Annotated in this window: 19 protein-coding genes; 9 read left to right on the forward strand and 10 right to left on the reverse strand. The window is 48.6% G+C overall.

The features are described 5' to 3' along the window. Positions 1–3: 3 nt before the first annotated feature. The 10 genes from ACFPK9_RS06285 to rsmD form a co-directional block, all read right to left on the reverse strand. Positions 4–1,779, reverse strand: coding sequence for a UDP-N-acetylmuramoyl-L-alanyl-D-glutamate--2,6-diaminopimelate ligase (locus ACFPK9_RS06285; RefSeq protein WP_377093976.1), 1,776 nt, complete (start codon positions 1,777–1,779; stop codon positions 4–6). Further along, on the reverse strand, positions 1,779–3,668 hold the full coding sequence (locus ACFPK9_RS06290) for a peptidoglycan D,D-transpeptidase FtsI family protein (RefSeq protein ID WP_377093977.1): 1,890 nt from the start codon (positions 3,666–3,668) through the stop codon (positions 1,779–1,781). Before ACFPK9_RS06290 ends, ACFPK9_RS06285 begins: the two co-directional genes overlap by 1 nt. 3 nt (positions 3,669–3,671) lie before the next feature. After that, on the reverse strand, positions 3,672–4,016 hold the full coding sequence (locus tag ACFPK9_RS06295; RefSeq protein ID WP_377093978.1) for a hypothetical protein: 345 nt from the start codon (positions 4,014–4,016) through the stop codon (positions 3,672–3,674). A 12-nt stretch (positions 4,017–4,028) separates the two neighbouring features. Beyond that, the gene (gene rsmH / locus ACFPK9_RS06300; protein WP_377093979.1) at positions 4,029–5,069 is read right to left on the reverse strand and encodes a 16S rRNA (cytosine(1402)-N(4))-methyltransferase RsmH; all 1,041 of its coding nucleotides are present in this window, start codon (positions 5,067–5,069) and stop codon (positions 4,029–4,031) included. A gap of 30 nt (positions 5,070–5,099) precedes the next feature. Beyond that, a complete protein-coding gene (locus ACFPK9_RS06305; RefSeq protein ID WP_377093980.1) occupies positions 5,100–5,564 on the reverse strand; it encodes a division/cell wall cluster transcriptional repressor MraZ in 465 nt (154 codons plus the stop codon). Between the two features lie 306 nt (positions 5,565–5,870). Continuing rightward, entirely contained in the window at positions 5,871–6,188 is a 318-nt protein-coding gene (locus tag ACFPK9_RS06310; RefSeq protein WP_377093981.1) for a hypothetical protein, read from the reverse strand. Between the two features lie 4 nt (positions 6,189–6,192). Then, positions 6,193–7,569 (reverse strand): hypothetical protein, encoded by a 1,377-nt coding sequence (locus tag ACFPK9_RS06315; RefSeq protein WP_377093982.1) that lies wholly within the window; start codon positions 7,567–7,569, stop codon positions 6,193–6,195. A 103-nt stretch (positions 7,570–7,672) separates the two neighbouring features. Next, positions 7,673–8,740 carry a DUF6973 domain-containing protein gene (locus ACFPK9_RS06320; protein WP_377093983.1) on the reverse strand — a complete coding sequence of 356 codons (1,068 nt, stop codon included), beginning with the start codon at positions 8,738–8,740 and terminating at the stop codon, positions 7,673–7,675. Next, positions 8,737–10,017, reverse strand: a complete 1,281-nt coding sequence (locus tag ACFPK9_RS06325; protein ID WP_377093984.1) for a 3-deoxy-D-manno-octulosonic acid transferase — start codon at positions 10,015–10,017, stop codon at positions 8,737–8,739. Before ACFPK9_RS06325 ends, ACFPK9_RS06320 begins: the two co-directional genes overlap by 4 nt. Position 10,018: 1 nt before the next feature. Further along, complete coding sequence (rsmD, locus tag ACFPK9_RS06330) at positions 10,019–10,573, reverse strand: 16S rRNA (guanine(966)-N(2))-methyltransferase RsmD (RefSeq protein WP_377093985.1); 555 nt, start codon at positions 10,571–10,573, stop codon at positions 10,019–10,021. Positions 10,574–10,792: 219 nt separating this feature from the next. Between rsmD and ACFPK9_RS06335 the strand changes: the two genes are divergently transcribed. From ACFPK9_RS06335 to ACFPK9_RS06375, 9 genes are all read left to right on the forward strand, one after another. Then, positions 10,793–10,972, forward strand: a complete 180-nt coding sequence (locus ACFPK9_RS06335; RefSeq protein WP_377093986.1) for a hypothetical protein — start codon at positions 10,793–10,795, stop codon at positions 10,970–10,972. Then, positions 10,969–13,464: a cytochrome-c oxidase, cbb3-type subunit I gene (gene ccoN, locus ACFPK9_RS06340; protein WP_377093987.1), complete on the forward strand. Its 2,496-nt coding sequence runs from the start codon at positions 10,969–10,971 to the stop codon at positions 13,462–13,464. The genes ACFPK9_RS06335 and ccoN overlap by 4 nt, the downstream gene beginning before the upstream one ends. Before the next feature lie 12 nt (positions 13,465–13,476). Continuing rightward, on the forward strand, positions 13,477–13,638 hold the full coding sequence (locus ACFPK9_RS06345) for a hypothetical protein (RefSeq protein ID WP_377093988.1): 162 nt from the start codon (positions 13,477–13,479) through the stop codon (positions 13,636–13,638). A 20-nt stretch (positions 13,639–13,658) separates the two neighbouring features. Continuing rightward, positions 13,659–14,303, forward strand: coding sequence for a cbb3-type cytochrome c oxidase N-terminal domain-containing protein (locus ACFPK9_RS06350; RefSeq protein WP_377093989.1), 645 nt, complete (start codon positions 13,659–13,661; stop codon positions 14,301–14,303). An 82-nt stretch (positions 14,304–14,385) separates the two neighbouring features. Then, on the forward strand, positions 14,386–15,798 hold the full coding sequence (gene ccoG / locus ACFPK9_RS06355; protein ID WP_377093990.1) for a cytochrome c oxidase accessory protein CcoG: 1,413 nt from the start codon (positions 14,386–14,388) through the stop codon (positions 15,796–15,798). Positions 15,799–15,908: 110 nt separating this feature from the next. Next, entirely contained in the window at positions 15,909–16,643 is a 735-nt protein-coding gene (locus ACFPK9_RS06360; protein ID WP_377093991.1) for a sulfite exporter TauE/SafE family protein, read from the forward strand. Between the two features lie 41 nt (positions 16,644–16,684). Next, positions 16,685–19,000 carry a heavy metal translocating P-type ATPase gene (locus ACFPK9_RS06365; protein WP_377093992.1) on the forward strand — a complete coding sequence of 772 codons (2,316 nt, stop codon included), beginning with the start codon at positions 16,685–16,687 and terminating at the stop codon, positions 18,998–19,000. A gap of 131 nt (positions 19,001–19,131) precedes the next feature. Beyond that, a complete protein-coding gene (dprA, locus tag ACFPK9_RS06370) occupies positions 19,132–20,229 on the forward strand; it encodes a DNA-processing protein DprA (protein ID WP_377093993.1) in 1,098 nt (365 codons plus the stop codon). Between the two features lie 142 nt (positions 20,230–20,371). Then, entirely contained in the window at positions 20,372–20,719 is a 348-nt protein-coding gene (locus ACFPK9_RS06375; protein ID WP_377088933.1) for a P-II family nitrogen regulator, read from the forward strand. Positions 20,720–20,728: the final 9 nt, after the last annotated feature.

Below are 20,728 nucleotides of genomic sequence, written 5' to 3' on the forward strand. Positions count from 1 at the left end.
TGGTTATTTTCTATCGTCACGATCGCGACCTTCGAAACGGCGGCCACCATTGTCACGGCGATCGCCTCTGCGATCATCGCGTCTATCGCCTCCTCGGAAATCTCGCTTGTCGCCACTTCTTTGGTCTCTGCGATCTCCACGGCGGTCATCACCACGCTGCTCACCAACACGACGTTCACCATATTTCTCAGGACGCTGGTACTCTGGTTTTTCTCCTTCGCGACGCTCAGGCTTCTCGTCTTGATAGCGATCACGCTTAAACGAGTCCTTCTTCTGAAATGTTTCTTTAGGTGGCGCTGCTACCGGCTTATCTCTCAATGCCCATCTCGCGATCTTACGATCATCAAAATCAACTGTCTCATCAGCAAACTGCTGGTATGCCTCATGCCCTTTTCCAGCAATCAGAACAATGTCACCTTTGGCGGCAACATTCACTGCTGTACGAATCGCTTCCTGACGATCAACAATCGCACGATACGCCTTATTCTTCATCCCAGCTTCGATCTGTTTGATAATCGCCTCTGGATCTTCTGAGCGAGGATTGTCTGATGTAATCAAACAAAGGTCACTACCTTCGCTAGCAGCTTCACCCATTAATGGACGCTTCAATGCATCTCGGTCTCCACCACAACCAAATACTGTGATGAGTTTATTCGGTTCAAGGTCGCGCAAGGTCGCGCAAGCATTTTCAAGGGCGTCTGGCGTGTGTGCGTAATCGACAAAAACGGTAGCGCCCTCACGCACTCCGACTATTTCCATTCTACCTGGAACCTGAGGCGCTTCGGTTAGAGCTTTAACCGCATCGCGCGCTTTAATCCCAACTGCTGATGCACCAGCAATCGCAGCCAATGTATTGTACACATTGAAACGACCAATGAGCGGAGTTCTCACCAAGAAGGATTTCCCTCTGTTATCTAACTGAAATTCTGTACCGCGCACGCTCTGGCGGATTTTGCTGATCTTATAGTCACAATGAGCGCCCATGCCGTAAGTCACCACGGAAACGTCATCGCCAAGTTCTTTCACCAGCTTCTCGCCGAATCGGTCATCGTAGTTAATTACCGCGATTGGCTTCTTCTTCCCAGTCTGCTGAGCAAGGCCCGCAAATAGAGATTTCTTCACCTCATAATAAGCCTCCATGCTGCCATGATAATCGAGATGATCTTGAGAAAGGTTAGTGAAGACCGCTGCGTCAAATTTCACCGCATCGGTGCGAGACTGCGCAATGCCATGTGAGCTCGCCTCCATTGCCACTCCGCGGCAGCCATTTTCAAGCATCGTCGCGAGCTCACTCTGCATCACTTCTGCCGAGGGCGTAGTATGCGTCGCTTCTTTTACTTCGAGACCATTATCGACCTTGATTGTGCCTAACAGACCAGCGCGCATCCATACTGTTTGCATGATGTGATGGAGCAAAAAGGTGGTAGTCGTCTTGCCGTTTGTCCCTGTGACTCCAACAACTTTAAGTTGAGAAGAAGGATCTCCAGCGATTGCAGCTGCAACAACTCCGAGAACTTTACGAGTTTCAGCAGCATGAATCCACACCGCCTTTTCCTTATAATCTGCTGCTGGCGCTTTTTCAGCTACTATCGCCACGGCGCCTTTCTCGAGCGCTGATTCGATAAACTTGTGGCCATCCGCTTCGTCTCCACGAATTGCTACGAAGACTGAGCCCGGTTTTACTTTCCGGCTATCAGCGGTGACGGTCTTGGCGACCTGATCGAGGTTTCCAGAGGCTACGGCCTTTGGAAGATGAGTGAGTAATTCACGTAAAATCATTAGTTCTTGGTAAGTTGTTGAGAGATTTCTTCCGTAGGCGAAAGATTCATATGCGTCGCAACGCGTTGTGAAATCCTTTGCCAAATCGGTGCAGCAATCGTGCCGCCGTAGCGCTTTACTTCGGTTGTCTGTGGATCGTCAATCACGACTACACAAACAAAGGCAGGTTTTTCTGCCGGAAGCATCCCAGCAAAGGACACCGTATAGCGTCCATCGATGTATCCTCCATTGACCGGATCATGCTTTTTCGCCGTTCCAGTCTTACCTCCAGCTGTATAGCCCGGCACAGCAGCGCGTGTAGCAGTCCCCCCAGTTTCAATCACAGACTTAAGAGCCATCCGCATTTGTTCAGCCGTTTGCTCACTCAGAACCCTGTTCTCCACCGTAGGTTTATTCTCCGCGATGATGTCTCCTGAATTAGTCGTCACATTGCGTACAATGTAAGGTTTCATCAATTTCCCACCATTTGCGATCGCGCAATAAGCATTCGCCACCTGCAGTGGAGTCACTGAAATCCCGTAACCGTATGTATTAGTAGAAAAATCCACCGCATTTCCCGTATTTCTCAAAATCCCTGAACTTTCACCCGCGAGCTGCACCTCAGTCTTGCGACCAAAGCCAAACCTCTTCGCATACTCAAAGAACTTGTCGGGCCCGAGCATCAAACCCAACTTATACGCGCCGATGTTAGAAGACTTTTGTAATACTTTCCAAACGGGCAAATCCCCATAAGGGTGGTGATCTTTCACAGTAAAACGTCCGGGACGGTAACTCGCCCAATGGCAGAAAATTTCAGTATCCGGTGTCACGATCCCTTCATTCAAAGCACCTGCAGAAGAAATGATCTTAAAGGTCGAACCCGGCTCATACGTCGCTTGCAGCGCATAGTTAAAACCATTCTCAGCCACTTTATCACGAATATTGAGATTGAAATGCGGTCGGTTTGACATTGCAAGAATTTCACCAGTACTTGGATCCATCAGAACCACGCAGCCTTTGACTCCTTTAAATTCCTCCATTCCACGATCGAGCTCTTCACTGCAAATTGCCTGTAAGCCCAAGTCTAAAGTCAATTGTACATTGAGACCGTTCTTTGGAGGGAAGAAGCTCTCTTTGTTCGACGGCATAACATTGCCACGAATATCACGCATCTCGATTTCGTAACCATTGGTGCCCTCGAGATAATCATTTAATGATTTCTCCACCCCAGTCATTCCTTTGCCTTCACGGTTCGTGTAACCAATTAAATGGGAAGCTAGCTCTGGCGCTGGATACCAACGGCGTTTTTCTTCCCTAAAAAACACCCCTTTAATACGACGATCCTTGATAAGCTCCTTTAACCTAACAGCTAATTCACTCGGCAAACCTTGATAAACCACTTTCTCCCCACCTCGGCGTGTCAGCGGGATTTTTTTCTTCAACTCTTCCTGAGTTAAACCCAGTGGACGCGCTAGCTCATTCACCAGATAGTCGTAGTGCTCTTCCACCAAAACCTTAGGGTTGTCTTTGTGCTCGTTCACCAAGGACAACACTTTTGAATTAATCTTCGCTCTGCGTTTTTCAGGACTCCACTGACGCCATTCGGCAGTGCGTCTCAGCTGATTACAGGCCACACCCTTAGCAACATGTGAAACCTCATGAAGGTGATTAAAATCAATCACCACTGACTTCGAAATAATCGAATGCGCAATCACCTCCTCATTCCTATCTAGCAGCACCCCGCGATTCGCTTGAATCACCTCCTTGCGCATATAGGAATTTTCCGCCCTCTCGGCATAGCGAGCCCGGTCAAAAACCTGCAAGTACACCAAGCGTCCCGACAAAGCACTAAGTCCTGCAATCAGAACTAGGCACAATGTAATACAACGACGCTGGGCGGATTTATCCATTGATTAAGGAGCCGTCTGGGCGACAGACGCTACGGATGTAGTTGACGAATCAACCACCTCAATCGCTTGAGATGGAATTGGCTTGAGCTCAGAACCGCGCGCTGCGAGCTCGGCACGCACCATCGGACGGTTCAATTCACGTGAAATCTTCATCTGCACCACTTCAATGTTCTTCTCACATTCCTCGATGCGCTTTGAACTATTTTGAATTTCACGGTCTACCACTAACATGCGGTTTTTAATAAATGCATGTAACACTCCACCCGTCGCCAACAATGCTGTGACAACAATCACCATAACGATGTGAATGGAACTAAACTGACTGGTTTGTGAGCGTTTCTTATTCATGGAATTTTTTTCTTAAATGCGCTCCCCTACTCGAAGAACGGCGCTACGTGAGCGCGGGTTACGTTGAATTTCCTCGGCTGTTGCCTTTATCGGCTTCCGAGTAATGGCTTTAAAATGATAGTCGGGGTTTGGTCGTGGCTCAGGCCACTCAGGACGGTCGATTTCCTGCATTGATGCATGCTTCAGAAAGCGCTTCACCATCCGGTCTTCAAGACTGTGGAAACTGATCACGCAAAGACGACCGCCAGGAGCGAGTAAATCCGCAGCCGTTTCTAACAACTGCTTCAGTGCTCCGAGTTCATCGTTCACTTCAATCCGTAATGCTTGGAACACCTTAGTCGCAGGGTGAATCTTCTTCCCATAGCGTGGGATCAGTTTCTCAATACTTGCCGCGAATTGGGTGGTCGTCGTGTACGGTTGCAGCGCTCGTTGCTCGCAAATGTATTTAGCGATTTTGCGTGAGGCCCTTTCCTCGCCATACTCCCAAAACACGCGAGCCAGCTCTTGCTCACTCCACGTATTGACAATGTCCGCAGCAGTCAGCGGTGAACTCGGCCCCATCCGCATATCGAGTGGCCCTTCTTTCTGGAAAGAAAATCCGCGTTCATCACAGTCGAACTGACGTGATGAGACACCTAAATCGACTAGCCAGCCGTCCACTTGCTCAACACGTCGCTCGCGAAGTAATTCCAAGGCATCGGCGAAATTACCCACAACTGGGCGAAAGCGGTCTCCGTATTTCTCCAGTCGCTTACCAGCATAAGCATGCGCCTCTGGATCGCGATCGATTGCGTATACCTCCGCTCCGCGTTCTAGCATCAAACCAGTATGGCCACCTCCTCCAAGAGTACCGTCAACCAAGACCTTCCCGGGACCAGCGAGCATTGCATCGACACTCTCCTCTAACAAGACAGTCTCGTGATAGTGTGGAAGAGCTTCGCCTCCACCTCCATTCACATTACCTTCAGCATAAAGACAAGGCGTCTGAGAACAGGAAATCATACGATAACCTGCCCCGGCCATTGCCACAGCTGATTGATAGGAAAGCTTCATTGCTCACTTAGGTTCGATAAATGGTAAAGATCAGAAAATATCCAGATCCACGTTGAGCTCAGCAATCTCAGCTTCCTCGCGCACCTGCATCTCTTCATAGTTGTCGGGACTAACAATCTCGAAATAAGCTCCTCTCCCCACGAGAGTCACTTGCCCATCAGGCTCGAGACTGGGGTGGCTGCAGAGCGCCTTTGGAATCAACAGCTTGCCCTGTGGATTCAATTTGGTCTTCTGACAGCTTGAAAATAATTTCCCGCGAAGCGCTCGACGCTGAGCTAAAGTAATACCTTCTAAATTCTCAATCTCTTGAAGCATCGTGGCAAACTCTTGTTCAGTTAGAACTCTCAACACTGGCAGCTTGTAATTGTTCGCCTTGAGCAGACGCAACACTCCACTGCCAGCCAATACACGCCAATCCGACGGCACAGAAACTCGACACTTCGGGTCGAGCTTATGTTCAAAAACCCCCTCGAGGGTATGGTCGTATTCGGTCATGAAATGGTTTAATTCGCGAAAGCGCACTCTTATACACTTTAGTACACTTCACTGTCAAACCCCAAAAGATAGGAACTCTAGCAGAATGAGCGATTTACACACAAACACACACAAACCATTGATAATTCAACAAATAGTCCGCGCCACTAACAATTACTCTAGAATTCACCCACACTCACTCAAGTGCACCTAACACTTGCTAAACATCATATAAAATAAGGGGATTTTACCCAAGTGTACTGACAATCCTCTCCCCAGTGTACTGAGATGCACTCAGTGTACTCAAAAAATAAAAAAGTCGCAAAGCTACGGCCGTGACTTAGCATCTGGAGCAGCTTGCATATTTTTATACGCCTTGCGCAAAATCAGCACATCCACTCCGATCACAAAACAATTCCCAGTCACAAAAAGCGCATAGGCTAGCGACTGAAAATGCGGCACGCTTTTACCTATCAGCGTGGCTAACAAAAACAAAATGACCGCCGCCCCGATGGCAACGATCATTAAAAGATAAGGATAGCGTCTCGCCTTCTTAGCTTGATACCCTTTGCTCTCAGCCAGCTTCGCGAACTTGTTCGCTGCTACGACTCCGACAACAAGGAGTATCAGAAGAAAGAACGGCATCTAACTACTTAGAATCAGGTTCATCTGACTTCTCAGACTCCACTTTTCCCTCATCGGTTTTCACCTCTTTTTTCTTCTTCAGCTCACCAGACTTAGCAGCGCTAGAAGTATAAATATGACCATCGCTCAACAGCACCATGTAGCCCTGATTAATCATCCAGTGAAGATCGTGAAACCATTCCTTTTTCACTTCATCTGTAACCTCCGCAGGTAGTAAAGCCTTCCACAGAGCGTCAATTCCAGCACCCTGATTTTCAGAAGTCCATTGATGCATAGCAGCAGGACGATCAGCGAGCTTCACATCTTCAGCAATAGCGTGCGGCCTAGACGGCCCACAGTGCAACTTGCCTTGCCATTTAAACACAGCCAAATGACGACCCGAAAGCTGACGACACAAGAAAGGTGCAAGCTTACCAGGATAGCGACGCTGGTCAGCAATCGTATCTTTGAGAAGAGCTAGTAGTCCCGGAGAAAGAAGTTTACCGGCAATCTGAGATTCCACATCCGCACGGTGCGTTGAGTGGTACACCTCAGAAAAAAGATTAGCTTCAAAATGAGCAATCATCGCCTTCTCATCCTCTAAAAGAACTTCAGGATCACTCACGAGACGATACTGAGTCTTTTTCTTCATCGTCTCCAGCCATGCATTCACAGCCTCTTCGCCTTTTTCAACGACGATGCGAGACTTGTAGCGCTCAATATCCATATTGGCGAAGCGCGCTTGGTGAAGATCTACGATGTTCTGATTATATGCGTGGTAATTAGGCGGCCCAAAAAGTACATCTGAAAATCCGCATTTCGCCACTGATGGGAAATTACCTGCTGGTGGCTCAACTTCTACTTCCTCCGCTGCATAAAACTCCTTTAACCATTCCGCCTCACGGAAGTGGTTCAGACATTCCGCCTTTGTGAGGTAAACGGCGCCATCTTGCTTACACTGTAGAAGTTCAGGCCCGTTCTCCTCTTTTCTGAAGACCAATTTATATCTTTCACGAGCACCTAAGATAACGCGAGCCAACTCAAACACCGAATAGGTGCGACCTGCTGCGGAGATCTCTTTCGTTAGATTATCAATGCCTTCCTCAATTGGCATAATGTCAGCGGCAACACCTTCAGTAGCTACAGCCTGTTTGGGACGTTGAGGTCTATGCCCGCCCTTACCTTGGCGATCATTCGAAAATTTTCGACCATCACGGTCTCCCCGCTGAGGACGTCCCCCCTCACGGCGTTTTCCTTTAAAACCGTCGCGACGACTCTCACCGCGTTCGCCCTTATCAGAATATTTTTTCTGCGGTTTACTCTCACCCTGGCGTGCCCAGGAAGGACCAAAATCGAGGGCGCTAAGGTCCAATGCTTTATTATCTTCAGGTTTCTCGTTCATCTGACGAGATAGATGCTGGCAGGTTTCTCAGAGAAAACAACCGAATCTTTAAACGATTCTGGCAGACAAAGATCAGCACTCAAAAGCATGCTCCACAACCTAACTAACGCAATAATTCTGAATACCCAGCAACCTCGTCAGGAGAGCGGATGACCCGTGGGCTTACCAGTACCAACTCCCGAATCTCAGACTCTTTCACACCTGAAACAGCAAACTCACGAGCTACGGCGTTGTTGTGATAATCCATCAATCGTTCATTCGGTGAATTACCATCCAAAGTCTCATGAGAATCCGTGATGCGCTTCGCAAAAGCTTCACCAAAGTTCTTCGTCAGCAAAAAACTCCAAGTCACATGACGATACGCATCCTCAGGAAATGAGCTATCTTCTTTCTTAGCAGCTTTAGACACTTCTTGAGCACGCCGAGTAAGTAATATGATCAATGGTGCTCGCAATGGATATTCAGAAATCACTCTCAGCGTATCCTCACCAACGTGGAGGTTTGCCTTTTTCGCAATACGCTGAAGATCTTCTAACTTAAAACGCAAACGTTTTTTGCCACCACCTGCATCTTCTGTATAAAGCAAAGCATCCTCTCTTTCTCCCTCTCGCCCCTCAAGTTGCACTGTACCAAAAAAGTTAAAATCAGCCTCCACTTCATTCTCAGTAAACAGTATCTTCAGTCGCTCTAAAACCAACTTGATAGCCTCTTGTGCATTCACCACTGACAAAGCACTGCTCTGATACCTTCCGTTTGAAAAAGATTTAAAAGGGAACTTCGGCGGTAAATCCTCAGAATGAAACTGAATCTCAAAATTGCGCGCATCAACACGCGCTCGCGCTAACATCGCCGGCTTCACCGAGAGCTCCTCGATTTCAATATTAGAACGCAACTGGTCTTTATTACTCTCTTTCAAGTCAAACTCAGCAACCACTTTGGGAATAGTCACCTCCAATCCTGGTGACACGCGCACCTGGCCAGATTCAACACTCGAAAGTTTCACGCCCACCTTATGCGACTTAGCCTCCACAGCATGCACCACATCATCCATTAACGATTCAGCAATAAGGTTACGACTAGCCCACAGACAAAAAAGGAGACCTAAAACAACACAGCCAAGCTTGATCAGTAGGCTAACAATTCTCTTCCAGCCTCTACTCTTCGTTCTCATACCCTCAATTCCCTTACAGTCCTGACACTAGCTCCTCGATGCAGCTCTAAAACCTCAAGCGCCGCATCAGTCATTGCTTCACAATCACTTTCTAACAAGCTCTCAACACACACACGCAATCCGATAGAATCCGAAGCTAACGCCACCGCGTCCCTTTGCTTCAACATGCTCACCAAGGGCTCAAAATTCCTCATGTGAGGCCCCACTACAACTGGAACCTTAGCTGCTATTGCCTCAGTGGGGTTCTGCCCACCTCTCCCAAGAAAACTTTTCCCAATAATCGCCACGTCGGCATGAGCAGTCCAACTCTTCAACTCTCCAGTACTATCGACCACCAAACATGCATTTTCGCCATCCACAGGCGCGCGATACTCACTTCGCAACACCACCTCTAAACCCAACTTCTCAAGGTCAGCTTTCACCTCAGCTCTCCTCTCTGCGTGCCTTGGAACAATCACTAATAATGCGTCGACCCCAATTAATGACTTTACGATCCAACTCTCTTCACCAGCGTGCGTGCTCAAAGCCATCACCACTTTTCTCCCCTCTCCAAAACCATCTAACATCTCTTGAAAATCGGCACGAGCTTCTGGCGAGATTCCACCTTCTTGATCAAACTTCACGCTCCCAGTTACAATCAGAGCTTCTTTCTGTACCCCAAGTTCCCCCCAACGAGCCACATCCCTTTCCTCAGGTACACCCACTTTATCAAATAAACCAAACAATGGAGCAACTACTCCTCTCAACTGGCGATAGCGCTTCTCAGACCGCTCAGATAGGCGCGCATTCGCCACTGTGATTTGCGCTCCACTTTTTTTCGCCTGCACCAGTAAATTCGGCCACAATTCAGACTCGATCAACACAATTTGCTTCGGTTCAAAACGCTGCAACATCCGTCCAACAACGAAAGGTAAATCTACGGGAGAGTAAACCACGCGTACAGCTACTGGCGCCAATTTTTTCGCCACAGCATGACCGGTCGCAGTAGTCGGAGCTATGACAAATCGATCCATTGGATATTCCTCCATCCAAAGCTTAATTAGCTTAACAGCAAGCAGTACTTCGCCAACACTCACAGCGTGAACATACACAACTCCGCTAGCTTCAAACTCCACCTCATTTCCATAAACCCCGACACGCTCTAACAAGCCTGTACCAAAACCACCCCTTCTTAGCATTTTTACAACCCAAGGTCCGACTCCCACTAATAAAAGAAGTGGCAGCAGCAAATTGTACACCAAACGCACAACCGCTAATTTAACATTGATAGATTTCATCTCACATTTCTATCCGCTGAAGAAACATAATAACGCAACTCCCGTAACGCCGCTTATCCAACTGCTTCCATTGCTTCGGCACATCTGGGCTATGCTTAGCATCCACCTCCACAATTAATAAACCATCCACAGCGAGAATCTGAGCTAGATTTTCCTCGGCTAACAGTTCACTGACAAAATCTCTATCTCCAGGTTTCTTGTAGTATGGAGGGTCTGCAAAAATAATATCGTACTGTCCACTTAAGCGTTTCACATGTCCTAACACATCAGCCGTCACCACTACCCCTCCTCGCAAATCCAGTTTTTGCAAATTCTCTTGCACACACATTGTGCAGATTTTGTTCATATCGACAAAATCACAGCTCGCAGCTCCGCGACTCAGCGCCTCTATACCTAACGAGCCAGCTCCAGCAAAAAGGTCTAGCACTTTCGCCGATTCTACATACGCGTGAATCATAGAAAATAAGGCCTCGCGCGTGCGATCCGTAGTCGGCCTCACGACTGCCTTTGGCACCTTTATTTCTCTACGCTTCGCACTCCCTGCAATGATTCGCATATTTCCTATCTAGCAGGGCCGCCATGAAAGGCAAGTTTCAGCATGTTTAGCACCTCACTTCATTTCCACCCCCCTCTATGCACATTACTGTCAAAACCTTAACCTTGCCCTTAACAACTCGATTCGCATATATTGTACGATGTTGGACAAAATTAGCTGAGCACGTCTCGATTCATTTTGCCACATTCACCCACATCTCCACCAGTCACCTACTCACACATGCCAGTGCTCCACCTAACCATCTTTATATCCCTCCTATTAGCTGGGATCTTTATTGTATGTTTTGCGGCGGAAGCTTGGCGAAAGAAAGGGGGCGGCACCGACAGAGCCGCTCTCCTTCCGTTGTTAGAAGATGATGAGGTGAAGAAATCTACCAAAGACAACATAGATTCCTTATGAATCAAACGACCATTACTTATAACGATAAGTGCGTTCGCTATTTCCTCTGGGCCTCCGTCATCTGGGGTCTCGTTGGAATGTTCGCTGGAGTGCTCGCAGCTCTTCAGATGAATATATCCTTGGATATTGTGCGTAACTCCGCCACCCTCCGCCCAATTGTTGAATTCCTCTCAGGAGGAACTCTCGAAAGCGAAGGTATTCCCTACATTACCTTCGGCCGGCTACGCCCCGTGCATACCAACGCAGCTATATTTGCTTTCGTAGGTAACATGATGTTTGCTGGCATCTACTACTCCACCCAGCGCCTCTGTCGTTGCCGAGTCGCCTCTGACAAGCTCACGTGGCTACATTTCTGGCTCTGGCAGATCATCATTGTCGCTGCGGCTATCACGCTCCCACTTGGTCTTACTCAAGGCAAAGAATACGCTGAGCTCATCTGGCCCATCGACCTTCTTGTCGCAATCACTTGGTTGATATTTGGTTACAACTTCTTTTGGACTCTCATCAAACGAAATGAGCAATCGCTCTACGTTTCCCTCTGGTTCTACATCGCCACCATCATCACCATCACCATGCTTTATGTGGTGAATAACCTCCAGATCCCGACCTCTCTCACTCATTCCTACCCAATATTTGGCGGGGTCCAGGACGCTCTGGTTCAATGGTGGTATGGCCACAATGCAGTCGCCTTCTTCCTAACCACACCGATTTTAGGGATCATGTACTACTTCCTGCCGAAGGCAGCGAACCGTCCGGTCTATTCCTACCGACTTTCCATTATCCACTTCTGGGCATTGGTCTTCATTTACATTTGGGCAGGTCCTCACCACCTTCTAAATACAGCACTCCCTGAGTGGTTGCAGATTTTAGGAATGCTTTTCTCAGTAATCCTTTGGGCGCCATCATGGGGTGGGATGCTCAATGGTCTCCTCACCCTCCGCGGTGCTTGGGACAAACTGCAAACTGATCCTGTCATCAAGTTCTTTGCAGCTGCCGTCACCTTCTATGGTATGGCGACTTTCGAGGGGCCATTACTCTCTATTAAGTCAGTCAATGCTCTCTCTCACTACACCGACTGGACCATCGGCCACGTGCACTCAGGCACACTCGGTTGGAATGGATTCATGGCAGCGGGCCTCTTCTACTGGCTTGCTCCACGTCTTTGGAAAACTGAACTCTACTCTAAGTCGCTCGCCAACGCGCACTTCTGGATTGGCTTCATCGGTATCCTTCTTTACATTTCCGCGCTTTGGATTGCCGGCATTGGCCAATCACTCGCTCTCAACGAGACAGCCAATGGCTATGTCGTGAAACAGTTTGTAGAAACTCTCGATGCTATCCAATGGCCTCTCTTCGCCCGCTCCATTGGTGGAGCCTTCTACCTCTTAGGTTTCGTACTTCTAGCTTACAACCTCTTCATGACATGTAAGAAGGGTACCCCTGAAGACACACAAGTCGAAGTGGTTGTCCGTGACCGCAGTGAAGTAGATCGCGTCACAGTTGGAACCATCATCAAGCAGGATCCATTCGCTGCTGTGCTAGGCTTCATCCTTGCACTCGTATTCTGGGTCACTAGCCCAGGCAACTGGTTCGCACTAGCTGGCCTCGTATTCTTCGGCGTTCTCTCCTTCGTTCGCTTTAAGAAAAATGCGAAATCATGGGCTGATTGGCATGAGACAATCACGGCCAATTACCTCCCATTCACCATCGTCACATTCTTCGCTGCTGCCATTGGTGGTGCCGTTCAAATCATCCCGAACACCCTCACCGCCAAAGCGGAAATCATCGATGACCGCCTCCAGCAAGTCTACACCCCTCTCGAACTCGCAGGACGCGACATCTACATCGCAGAAGGTTGTTATAACTGTCACTCGCAGATGATTCGCATGCTAGAAACTGATTATGCTCGCTATGGCGACTATTCTAGACTCGGTGAATCACTCTACGACCACCCATTCCAATGGGGGTCCAAACGTACAGGACCTGACCTCGCTCGCGAAGGCGGTGATCTAGTCGACGGCTCAGATGTCATGCGCCAAGGTATCCGCGACAACTTCTGGCACTACCGCCATTTCATGAACCCGCGCGACATGGATGTGAAATCGAACATGCCATCGTACTCATCATTGGCCTCTCAGGAAACTGACTTCAAAGCTCTACCTGAAAAGATCCGAGTACAGTCACTCCTCAACATCCCATACCCGACAATGACTCCGCATGAAATTGAACAGCACGCTCAAGATCAAGCACTTGAGATCTCCAAATCTATCGTCAACCAAAACCCATACATCCCATGGGCGGGTGACGATATGAGCCGACAAGAAATCGAGGCCACCTTGGCCCAGAAAGAAATCGTCGCGCTGATCGCCTACATGCAGAAACTCGGAGTCTACAACGTCCCTCTCGACGAAGACGGCAATCCTAAAGAGCCCGTATCAGCTCCTTGGGAAGACCCTGATAGAAAGCGCAAAGATAAAACCGCCAAACGCTAACCAGATAGACGAATGATTAAAAAATACGTTTTAGAAAATCCGGAACAACTGGCTCAGATCACCTTCTTTCTGGTCACCCTCGGGCTATTCATCTTCAACATGGTTTACGCCCTCAAAATGGATAAGCAGAAAGCTCAAAAAATCGCTGAAACAGCCATCGAACTCGACGACTAACCCCTATTATTTCTCACACCATGGACAAAATGGAAAAAGATCCAGTCACTTCTAACGAAGCCATCAAGCGCGCTGACTACGCACGTGAAAAGGGTGAAGTCGTGCTTCGCACCCACGAGTACGATGGCATCCAGGAGTTTGACCAAAAGCTACCCAATTGGTGGCTCTTCACTCTCTGGGGCGCAATCGCAGCCTTCTTCATCTACTACACTCTCTACTACACCCTCGACCTACTCCCTTCATCGAAGGCTCAAATGGACGCGAAAGTAGAACAGATCGAAGCTGTCCGCAAAAAAGCTCTAGAAGAGACACTCGCCAAACTTGACGACAGTGTACTCGTCAACGAATGGAGCACCAACAGCGAAATAGTCGCCTCAGGCAAAGGTATCTACACTCAAATGTGTGCGGCCTGCCACGGCGCTGATCTCGCAGCCAATGGCGGAACTACTGGACGAGCTCTCAATGACGGCGAGTGGTTTTATGGTGGCAAGCCGATGGATGTTTTCAAAATCATCAATGAAGGAACTCCTGCTGGAAGCAATGGCCTCAATGGTCTAAAAATGGTAGCTTGGGGCAAATCCGGACTCACTCCAAAACAAGTCGCCGAAGTCACCGCCTACCTCATCGACGAAAACCCTAAAGACTTTGCCGAGTATAAAAAATAGTCTCACCTAACATCTAACTAGTCGTGGAGCCAAATGCTCTGCGGCTAGTCCCCTATTTTCTCCTTAAGCTCATTCACACCTCGTGGCATCACAACGGAAAACACCAAACTTAGATACCCTTTCCACCATTAATGAAGATGGCTCTAAGTTTAACATTCATCCCGCAGACGTATCAGGCTCTTTCACCATTCGCCGGCGTCTCACTGCTTGGTTTCTAATCCTCATCTACGCGGCACTCCCATGGATTCAGATTAATGGCCACCCAGCTGTCTTTATCGATCTTGAACAACAACGCTTTCATCTTTTCGGCCTCACTCTTCTCACCCAAGACTTCTGGGTATTCTTTTTCTTAGTATCAGGACTCGCTTTCTCCCTCTTTGTATTGGCATCACTTGTAGGCAGAGTCTGGTGCGGTTGGTTTTGTCCCTACACCGTATTTCTAGAGCATCTCTACAGGCGCATCGAACGACTTGTCGATGGCGATGCCCCCAAACGCAAAAAACTCGATGCAGCACCGAGAACTCCCTCTAAAATATTGAAGAGAACGATCAAGTGGGGACTCTATGTTCTCGCCTCGTTTATCCTAGCTCACATCTTCCTCGCCTACTTCATTTCCATCCCAAAAGTCTGGAGTAATATGACTTCAGCTCCCACTGAAAATATTACTCAGTTCCTTTTCATCCTCTCTTTCACCGCCATTTTCACCTTTTGCTTCGGTTGGTTCCGCGAACAATTTTGCATAATCCTTTGTCCCTACGGCCGATTCCAATCAGCACTCACAGATGACCAAACAGTCACTGTATTCTACGACCACAAACGTGGTGAACCGCGAGGTAAAATCCGCAAAGGTGAAGAAGAAAAACATGGTGATTGTATCGACTGTAAACGCTGCGTAAACGTCTGCCCCACTGGAATCGATATCCGCAACGGTCTCCAGTTAGAATGCGTAGCATGCTCAGCCTGCATCGATGCCTGCAATGATATCATGCGTAAAGTGAAGCGACCAACCGGTCTTATCCGCTACGATTCCAGCGCAGGCATCAACACTGGGAAACGGAAAATCCTTCGCCCTAGGATCCTAATGTACGCCATTTTCACTTTGCTTGGCATGGGCGCGCTTTCCGCAACATTCATTTCAAAAGCGAAACCCTTCTATGCGGGACTCGTGCGCATGCAGGGAACCACCTACAGCGCTACTCCAGAAGGCGTCAGAAACACCTTCGTCATCCACCTCACTAACAAACGCAACCGCGAAGTTTCATACACTATCGAACTTGAAGACAAAGACACTCTCAAGCTTCAAGCCGACGAACGCCAATTGAAAGTAGCCCCACTAGCCGAAGGTTCGTTAACAGTTTCTGTGCTCTCCCCCTTCGATGACTATGATGGAGCAAAGGACATCAACTTCGCAGTCACAGCCGATGACAACTCCTCATTAGATCTCCCTGCAAGATTTCTCGGGCCAAGCCCACGCCTTTACAAAGAACAACAATGAAAATCCTCAACTTTTATAAAAGTATCTGGTTTTGGGTCATCCTCATGCACGTCTTATTGATCGGCGCTTGGGTCACAATCATCTCCATCGCTAACAAATAAATGAACGAAATGAGCTCCATCGCTGCTCTCAGCGCCGGCCTTGCCACTAGCATCCATTGTGTTGGAATGTGTGGACCTCTCGCCTGCTCAGTTACTAGCCGCAGCAAAAACCGCGAACATGCATTGTTAGAGACCACAGCATACCACAGCGGTCGCGTCATTTCCTACACACTCATCGGAGCTCTTGCAGGCTCTCTCGGCAAACAGCCACTCAGCTTTTTCTTTGATTCTCCAGCAGTCATTTTGCCATGGTTGATGATCCCATTTTTACTCATCACAGCCTTTCCAAACTTAGTTAAAGTCCCACGGCTCAACTTCCTCACAAGACCCTATTACAAAGCGAAGTTCTGGGCACAAAATAAACCTCCAGGCATTGCCGGTGGCCTGTTAGGAATGATTTCCCCATGTCTTCCCTGCACCCCACTTTACCTTATCTTTGGCGTCTCGCTTCTTTCTGGATCGGCTCTCACCGGAGCTAAAATCGCCCTCTGCTTTAGCCTCGGTACTGTCCCATTGCTGTGGGCTGCCCAATCCTCAACCCACATGCTCACGAAATGGATTCCAGGCCCGTGGAAAAATAGACTACGCAGCACCTTCCTCGTCGCAATCACCATCATCCTAGCTATCAGACTCCAAGGCACCCTGCCATTCACAGGAACTGCAGAAGCAAAAGACTCTGAGCAACAAACCACCCCCAGTTCAGCAGAAGAAACCACAAAAGATCTCCCGTCCTGTTGTCACTAGTCACATAGCATAGATCGATCACTCCAAACTCACTAAGTTTCTTGCACACCTGTAAACATTGCTCCACCCCTGTAAAATCTGAGAGCGAAGAATTCTGCTGCCGCGGCTGTGAAAGCGTCTATCAACTCATTCACGATGGCGGCTTGGGATTATTTTATGACCTCAAAGCGGACGATACCCTAGCACCACTGCGAGAGCGTCCATTCCAACAAAAAGATTGGAAATGGTTATTAGAATCTGTAAATGCCCAAAACAACCAACAAGTAAGCACCCTCACACTCGGACTCAGCGGTATGTCCTGCATGGCCTGTGTCTGGCTCGTTGAAACGGTGGCGAAAAAGCATCATGGAGTCATTGAAACCTGTGCAGACAATACCCAAGGAGCCTTCGAACTCACCTACCAAACAAACAACTGCGACATCGTCGCTCTCGCCGATGAACTTCACAGGCTAGGCTACGAGCTACTCCCTAAAAAACTAGGAAAACAGGCTGGCACTACAGATTCACTGGTAGTCCGCTTAGGTATTTGTGGTGCCCTTGCCATGAACACCATGGCTTTTACACTTCCACGCTACAATGGCATGGAAACCACCGAAGAGCTTTCTAGTCTTCTTACCACCATTACCGTTGCCTCTTCAACTCTCACTCTTGTCGTTGGAGGTTCTTACTTTTTTAAACGAGCATGGAGCGCGCTCCGCCTCGGTGGTATCCACATGGATCTGCCCATTTCCCTTGGCCTCATCATTTCCTACCTTGGCTCACTCGTAGGCTGGGCGACAGGTCACGAAGACCTTTTCTACTTCGACTTTGTCGCCATCTTCACTTTCCTCATGTTGTTAGGAAAGCAACTCCAGATTTCCTCACTCAATCGCGCAAACAAACGCTTCCAAACCGACACCACTATCCCCGAGTTCTACAGCACAAAATCTGGCACCCAGCTGGATACAGAAGACATCCCCAGCGACTCCGTCATCTTCATCCCTCCCGGCACAGTCGTCCCTGTAGAATCTCGACTTCTTTCAGAAAAAGCTGACCTCTCACTCGCGTGGATCACTGGTGAACCTACTTCGCAGCTCTTCCATCATACCGATGCCATCCCTGCAGGTGCAGTAAACCAAAGCGCCGAAAGCATCGAAGTCCAAACTAACCACGCAACTAGCTCAGACGATTCTATCTCAAAATTACTAGCAACCGACAGTCGGCAAGCCGACAACTCTAACAGGCAAGCCCAACAAAAAGCCATCCAAGTCTACCTGGGAGTCATCATCCTACTCGGAATCCTAGCAGCTATCTCCTGGTTCGTTTCCACCAACGATTGGGTGAAGTCCCTCCAAGTCCTGATCTCAATCTATGTAGTCTCTTGCCCATGCGGCATCGGCTTAGCTCTACCATTGTTAGATACAAGAAGCTCTAAATTCGCACACAGTTTCGGCATTTTCCCACTCACAGCCCGCTTCTGGGAGCAACTCACCCACATCGGAAAAGTAGTCTTTGATAAAACAGGAACTCTCACTCTCGATAAACCTGAACTCAAAGAACCAAAAAAACTTTTAAATCTCTCTCCCAGCCACCAAGACGCCCTCTTCACGCTCACCCGTAGCTCACTCCATCCGCTTTCTCGCTCGCTCTTTTCCCAACTCATCAAAGCGGGCATCACCTCTAGCAAACTTCAAGCGCAAGTGATCGAAATCCCCGGCAAAGGAAGTGAGCTGACCTTCGCCGATGGCACCAGCTACCACCTCGGCCGCCCCGAACATGCATTCGATGGAGAATCACTCCATTGCCAATTCCGAAAAAATGGAGAAATCATCGCCGATTTTTACTTCGCAGAAGCAGCACGCTCTGAAGCTGCGGAAGCCATTGATCGGCTACAGCGCCAACTCAACAGCTCCTGCATGATCCTCTCTGGTGATTCTTCTGACCGCGTCGCAAAACTAGCCAACCAGCTACACATCCACGAACACATAGGCGACATGCTCCCCGAGGATAAGAAGAAGCAAATCGCAAACTTAGAAAAAGAGCAAAAAGTCCTCTACTTAGGCGACGGAGTCAATGACCTTCCAGCCCTCCAAACCGCCTCACTCAGCGGCGCACCATTTGCCAATATCAACATGCTCACCGCTGATGTAGATTTCCTCTTCACCGATGAGACCATGAGCTTCTTGCCAACTATGGTGGACATTTCACGCCAGCGCCGTCGCCGTAAAATCAACCTCATCAGCTACACGGTCATTTATAACCTAACAGCTCTAATCGTCTGCTGCGCCGGACTCATGTCCCCACTCTACGCCGCCATCATTATGCCCCTCAGCTCGCTCATCAGCATGACAATCGTCAGCAAAAAATTCACTCAGTAATCTCCCATCACCCATAGTATTGTCACACCAAGACATTTTAAATAGTCCACAGCGCCTACTTACCCAAGGCTTTTTCTTGCCCTCACCTAAGAACTACGTATTCTAACAAAAGTCTCTGTGTCGACTTCTCTATGAATTCTCGTGAAGCTCTCATCGCCCTCAACATGCTCCCGAAAATCGGGCCTATCCGCGTCCGCAGGTTACTTGAGAACTTAGGCTCAGCTGAAGCTATCCTAAAAGCTCCATCCTCCCAACTCATCCAAGTTCAAGGAATCGGTCCAGAAACAGCGCAGATCATTTCCCATTGGGATCAATATATCGACCTGTCAGCAGAGCTCAATGAAGCCTCAAAACGCAACATTACCATTCTCACCCAAGAGGATAGCGATTATCCATCGCCCTTACGCAATATGTACGACCCACCACTGGCTCTCTACATCTGGGGTGAAATTGAGAAAAATGATAAACACGCCATTGCGGTCGTAGGATCGCGACGCACCACTCACTACGGGCAACACGCTGCCAACAAGCTTACTTCCGAATTAGCGCGTAGCGGCTTCACCATCATCTCCGGACTGGCGCGCGGCATTGACACATTTGCTCACCAAGCTGCTCTCGATGCGAAAGGCCGAACTATTGCAATCCTCGGCTCAGGCCTCGCCCAACTCTATCCACCGCAAAACATGCACCTCGCTGAACGGATTGCCGACGGAAATGGAGCAATCATCAGCGAATTCCCACTTCACACAGCCCCAGATAAAAAGACCTTTCCCATGCGCAACAGAATCGTCGCCGCATGGTCATCAGCCATACTTGTTTGCGAGTGTCCCCAGTGGTCAGGATCAATAATCACAGCAAACCTCGGTGCCGAAATGGGGAAAACTATTTACGCTGTCCCCGGCCCCATCGACCGTCCTACCTCAGCCGGTTGTAACCAACTCATTCGCGATGGAGCCACCCTCGTGAGTTCCTCTCATGATATCCTTGAAGATTTCGAGACCTTACCACTTCATCCCCAACTTGAGATTCAACCAGACTCCACTCCCACTCCAGAACTCGACCCCACGGAACAACAAATTCTCCAAGTCTTAAGCAAAGACGAATCACTCATCGACACCATTGTCGAGCGCACACAACTCCCTGTCCCCATAGTCATTTCCACCCTTCTCAAGCTAGAAATGAAGCGTCTTATCCTTCAGCTCCCTGGTGCCCGATACATCCTGCGTTAAACACTTCCTCACAATCTAGGTTTCTAATCTTGCCAGCATCGCCGCTCTTCCCTAACTTATAAGCATCCAACCGAAATCTTGAGTTCTAAAAAAGTTGGCACAAGAATTGCTAACCACAATCCAAGACTAACGTTTTTAAGCTATGAAAAAAATCGAAGCAATCATCAAGCCGTTCAAACTCGAAGAAGTGAAAGAAGCTCTCGCTGAAGTAGGCGTACAGGGCATGACTGTGACTGAAGTAAAAGGCTTCGGTCGTCAAAAAGGTCACACTGAAATCTATCGTGGTTCCGAATACACCGTCGACTTCCTTCCTAAAGTTAAAATCGACATCGTAGTAGACGACGAACAAGCCCAGACAGTCGCTGAAGCTATTGTCAAAAGCGCAAACACAGGCAAGATCGGTGACGGTAAAGTTTTCCTCTCCACCGTAGACGAAGCCATCCGCATCCGTACCGGTGAAACTGGCGCAGAAGCGGTTGCTGTTAACTAATCATTCACC

It is taken from the genome of Rubritalea spongiae, assembly GCF_042652385.1.
In the GTDB taxonomy this organism is placed as follows: domain Bacteria; phylum Verrucomicrobiota; class Verrucomicrobiia; order Verrucomicrobiales; family Akkermansiaceae; genus Rubritalea; species Rubritalea spongiae.

Bases quoted from the DNA above. Each gene is read 5' to 3' on its own strand.
- ACFPK9_RS06285 (WP_377093976.1), bottom strand. From the start codon at position 1,779: ATGATTTTACGTGAATTACTCACTCATCTTCCAAAGGCCGTAGCCTCT.
- ACFPK9_RS06290 (WP_377093977.1), bottom strand. From the start codon at position 3,668: ATGGATAAATCCGCCCAGCGTCGTTGTATTACATTGTGCCTAGTTCTG.
- ACFPK9_RS06295 (WP_377093978.1), bottom strand. From the start codon at position 4,016: ATGAATAAGAAACGCTCACAAACCAGTCAGTTTAGTTCCATTCACATC.
- rsmH (WP_377093979.1), bottom strand. From the start codon at position 5,069: ATGAAGCTTTCCTATCAATCAGCTGTGGCAATGGCCGGGGCAGGTTAT.
- ACFPK9_RS06305 (WP_377093980.1), bottom strand. From the start codon at position 5,564: ATGACCGAATACGACCATACCCTCGAGGGGGTTTTTGAACATAAGCTC.
- ACFPK9_RS06310 (WP_377093981.1), bottom strand. From the start codon at position 6,188: ATGCCGTTCTTTCTTCTGATACTCCTTGTTGTCGGAGTCGTAGCAGCG.
- ACFPK9_RS06315 (WP_377093982.1), bottom strand. From the start codon at position 7,569: ATGAACGAGAAACCTGAAGATAATAAAGCATTGGACCTTAGCGCCCTC.
- ACFPK9_RS06320 (WP_377093983.1), bottom strand. From the start codon at position 8,740: ATGAGAACGAAGAGTAGAGGCTGGAAGAGAATTGTTAGCCTACTGATC.
- ACFPK9_RS06325 (WP_377093984.1), bottom strand. From the start codon at position 10,017: ATGAAATCTATCAATGTTAAATTAGCGGTTGTGCGTTTGGTGTACAAT.
- rsmD (WP_377093985.1), bottom strand. From the start codon at position 10,573: ATGCGAATCATTGCAGGGAGTGCGAAGCGTAGAGAAATAAAGGTGCCA.
- ACFPK9_RS06335 (WP_377093986.1), top strand. From the start codon at position 10,793: ATGCCAGTGCTCCACCTAACCATCTTTATATCCCTCCTATTAGCTGGG.
- ccoN (WP_377093987.1), top strand. From the start codon at position 10,969: ATGAATCAAACGACCATTACTTATAACGATAAGTGCGTTCGCTATTTC.
- ACFPK9_RS06345 (WP_377093988.1), top strand. From the start codon at position 13,477: ATGATTAAAAAATACGTTTTAGAAAATCCGGAACAACTGGCTCAGATC.
- ACFPK9_RS06350 (WP_377093989.1), top strand. From the start codon at position 13,659: ATGGACAAAATGGAAAAAGATCCAGTCACTTCTAACGAAGCCATCAAG.
- ACFPK9_RS06360 (WP_377093991.1), top strand. From the start codon at position 15,909: ATGAGCTCCATCGCTGCTCTCAGCGCCGGCCTTGCCACTAGCATCCAT.
- dprA (WP_377093993.1), top strand. From the start codon at position 19,132: ATGAATTCTCGTGAAGCTCTCATCGCCCTCAACATGCTCCCGAAAATC.
- ACFPK9_RS06375 (WP_377088933.1), top strand. From the start codon at position 20,372: ATGAAAAAAATCGAAGCAATCATCAAGCCGTTCAAACTCGAAGAAGTG.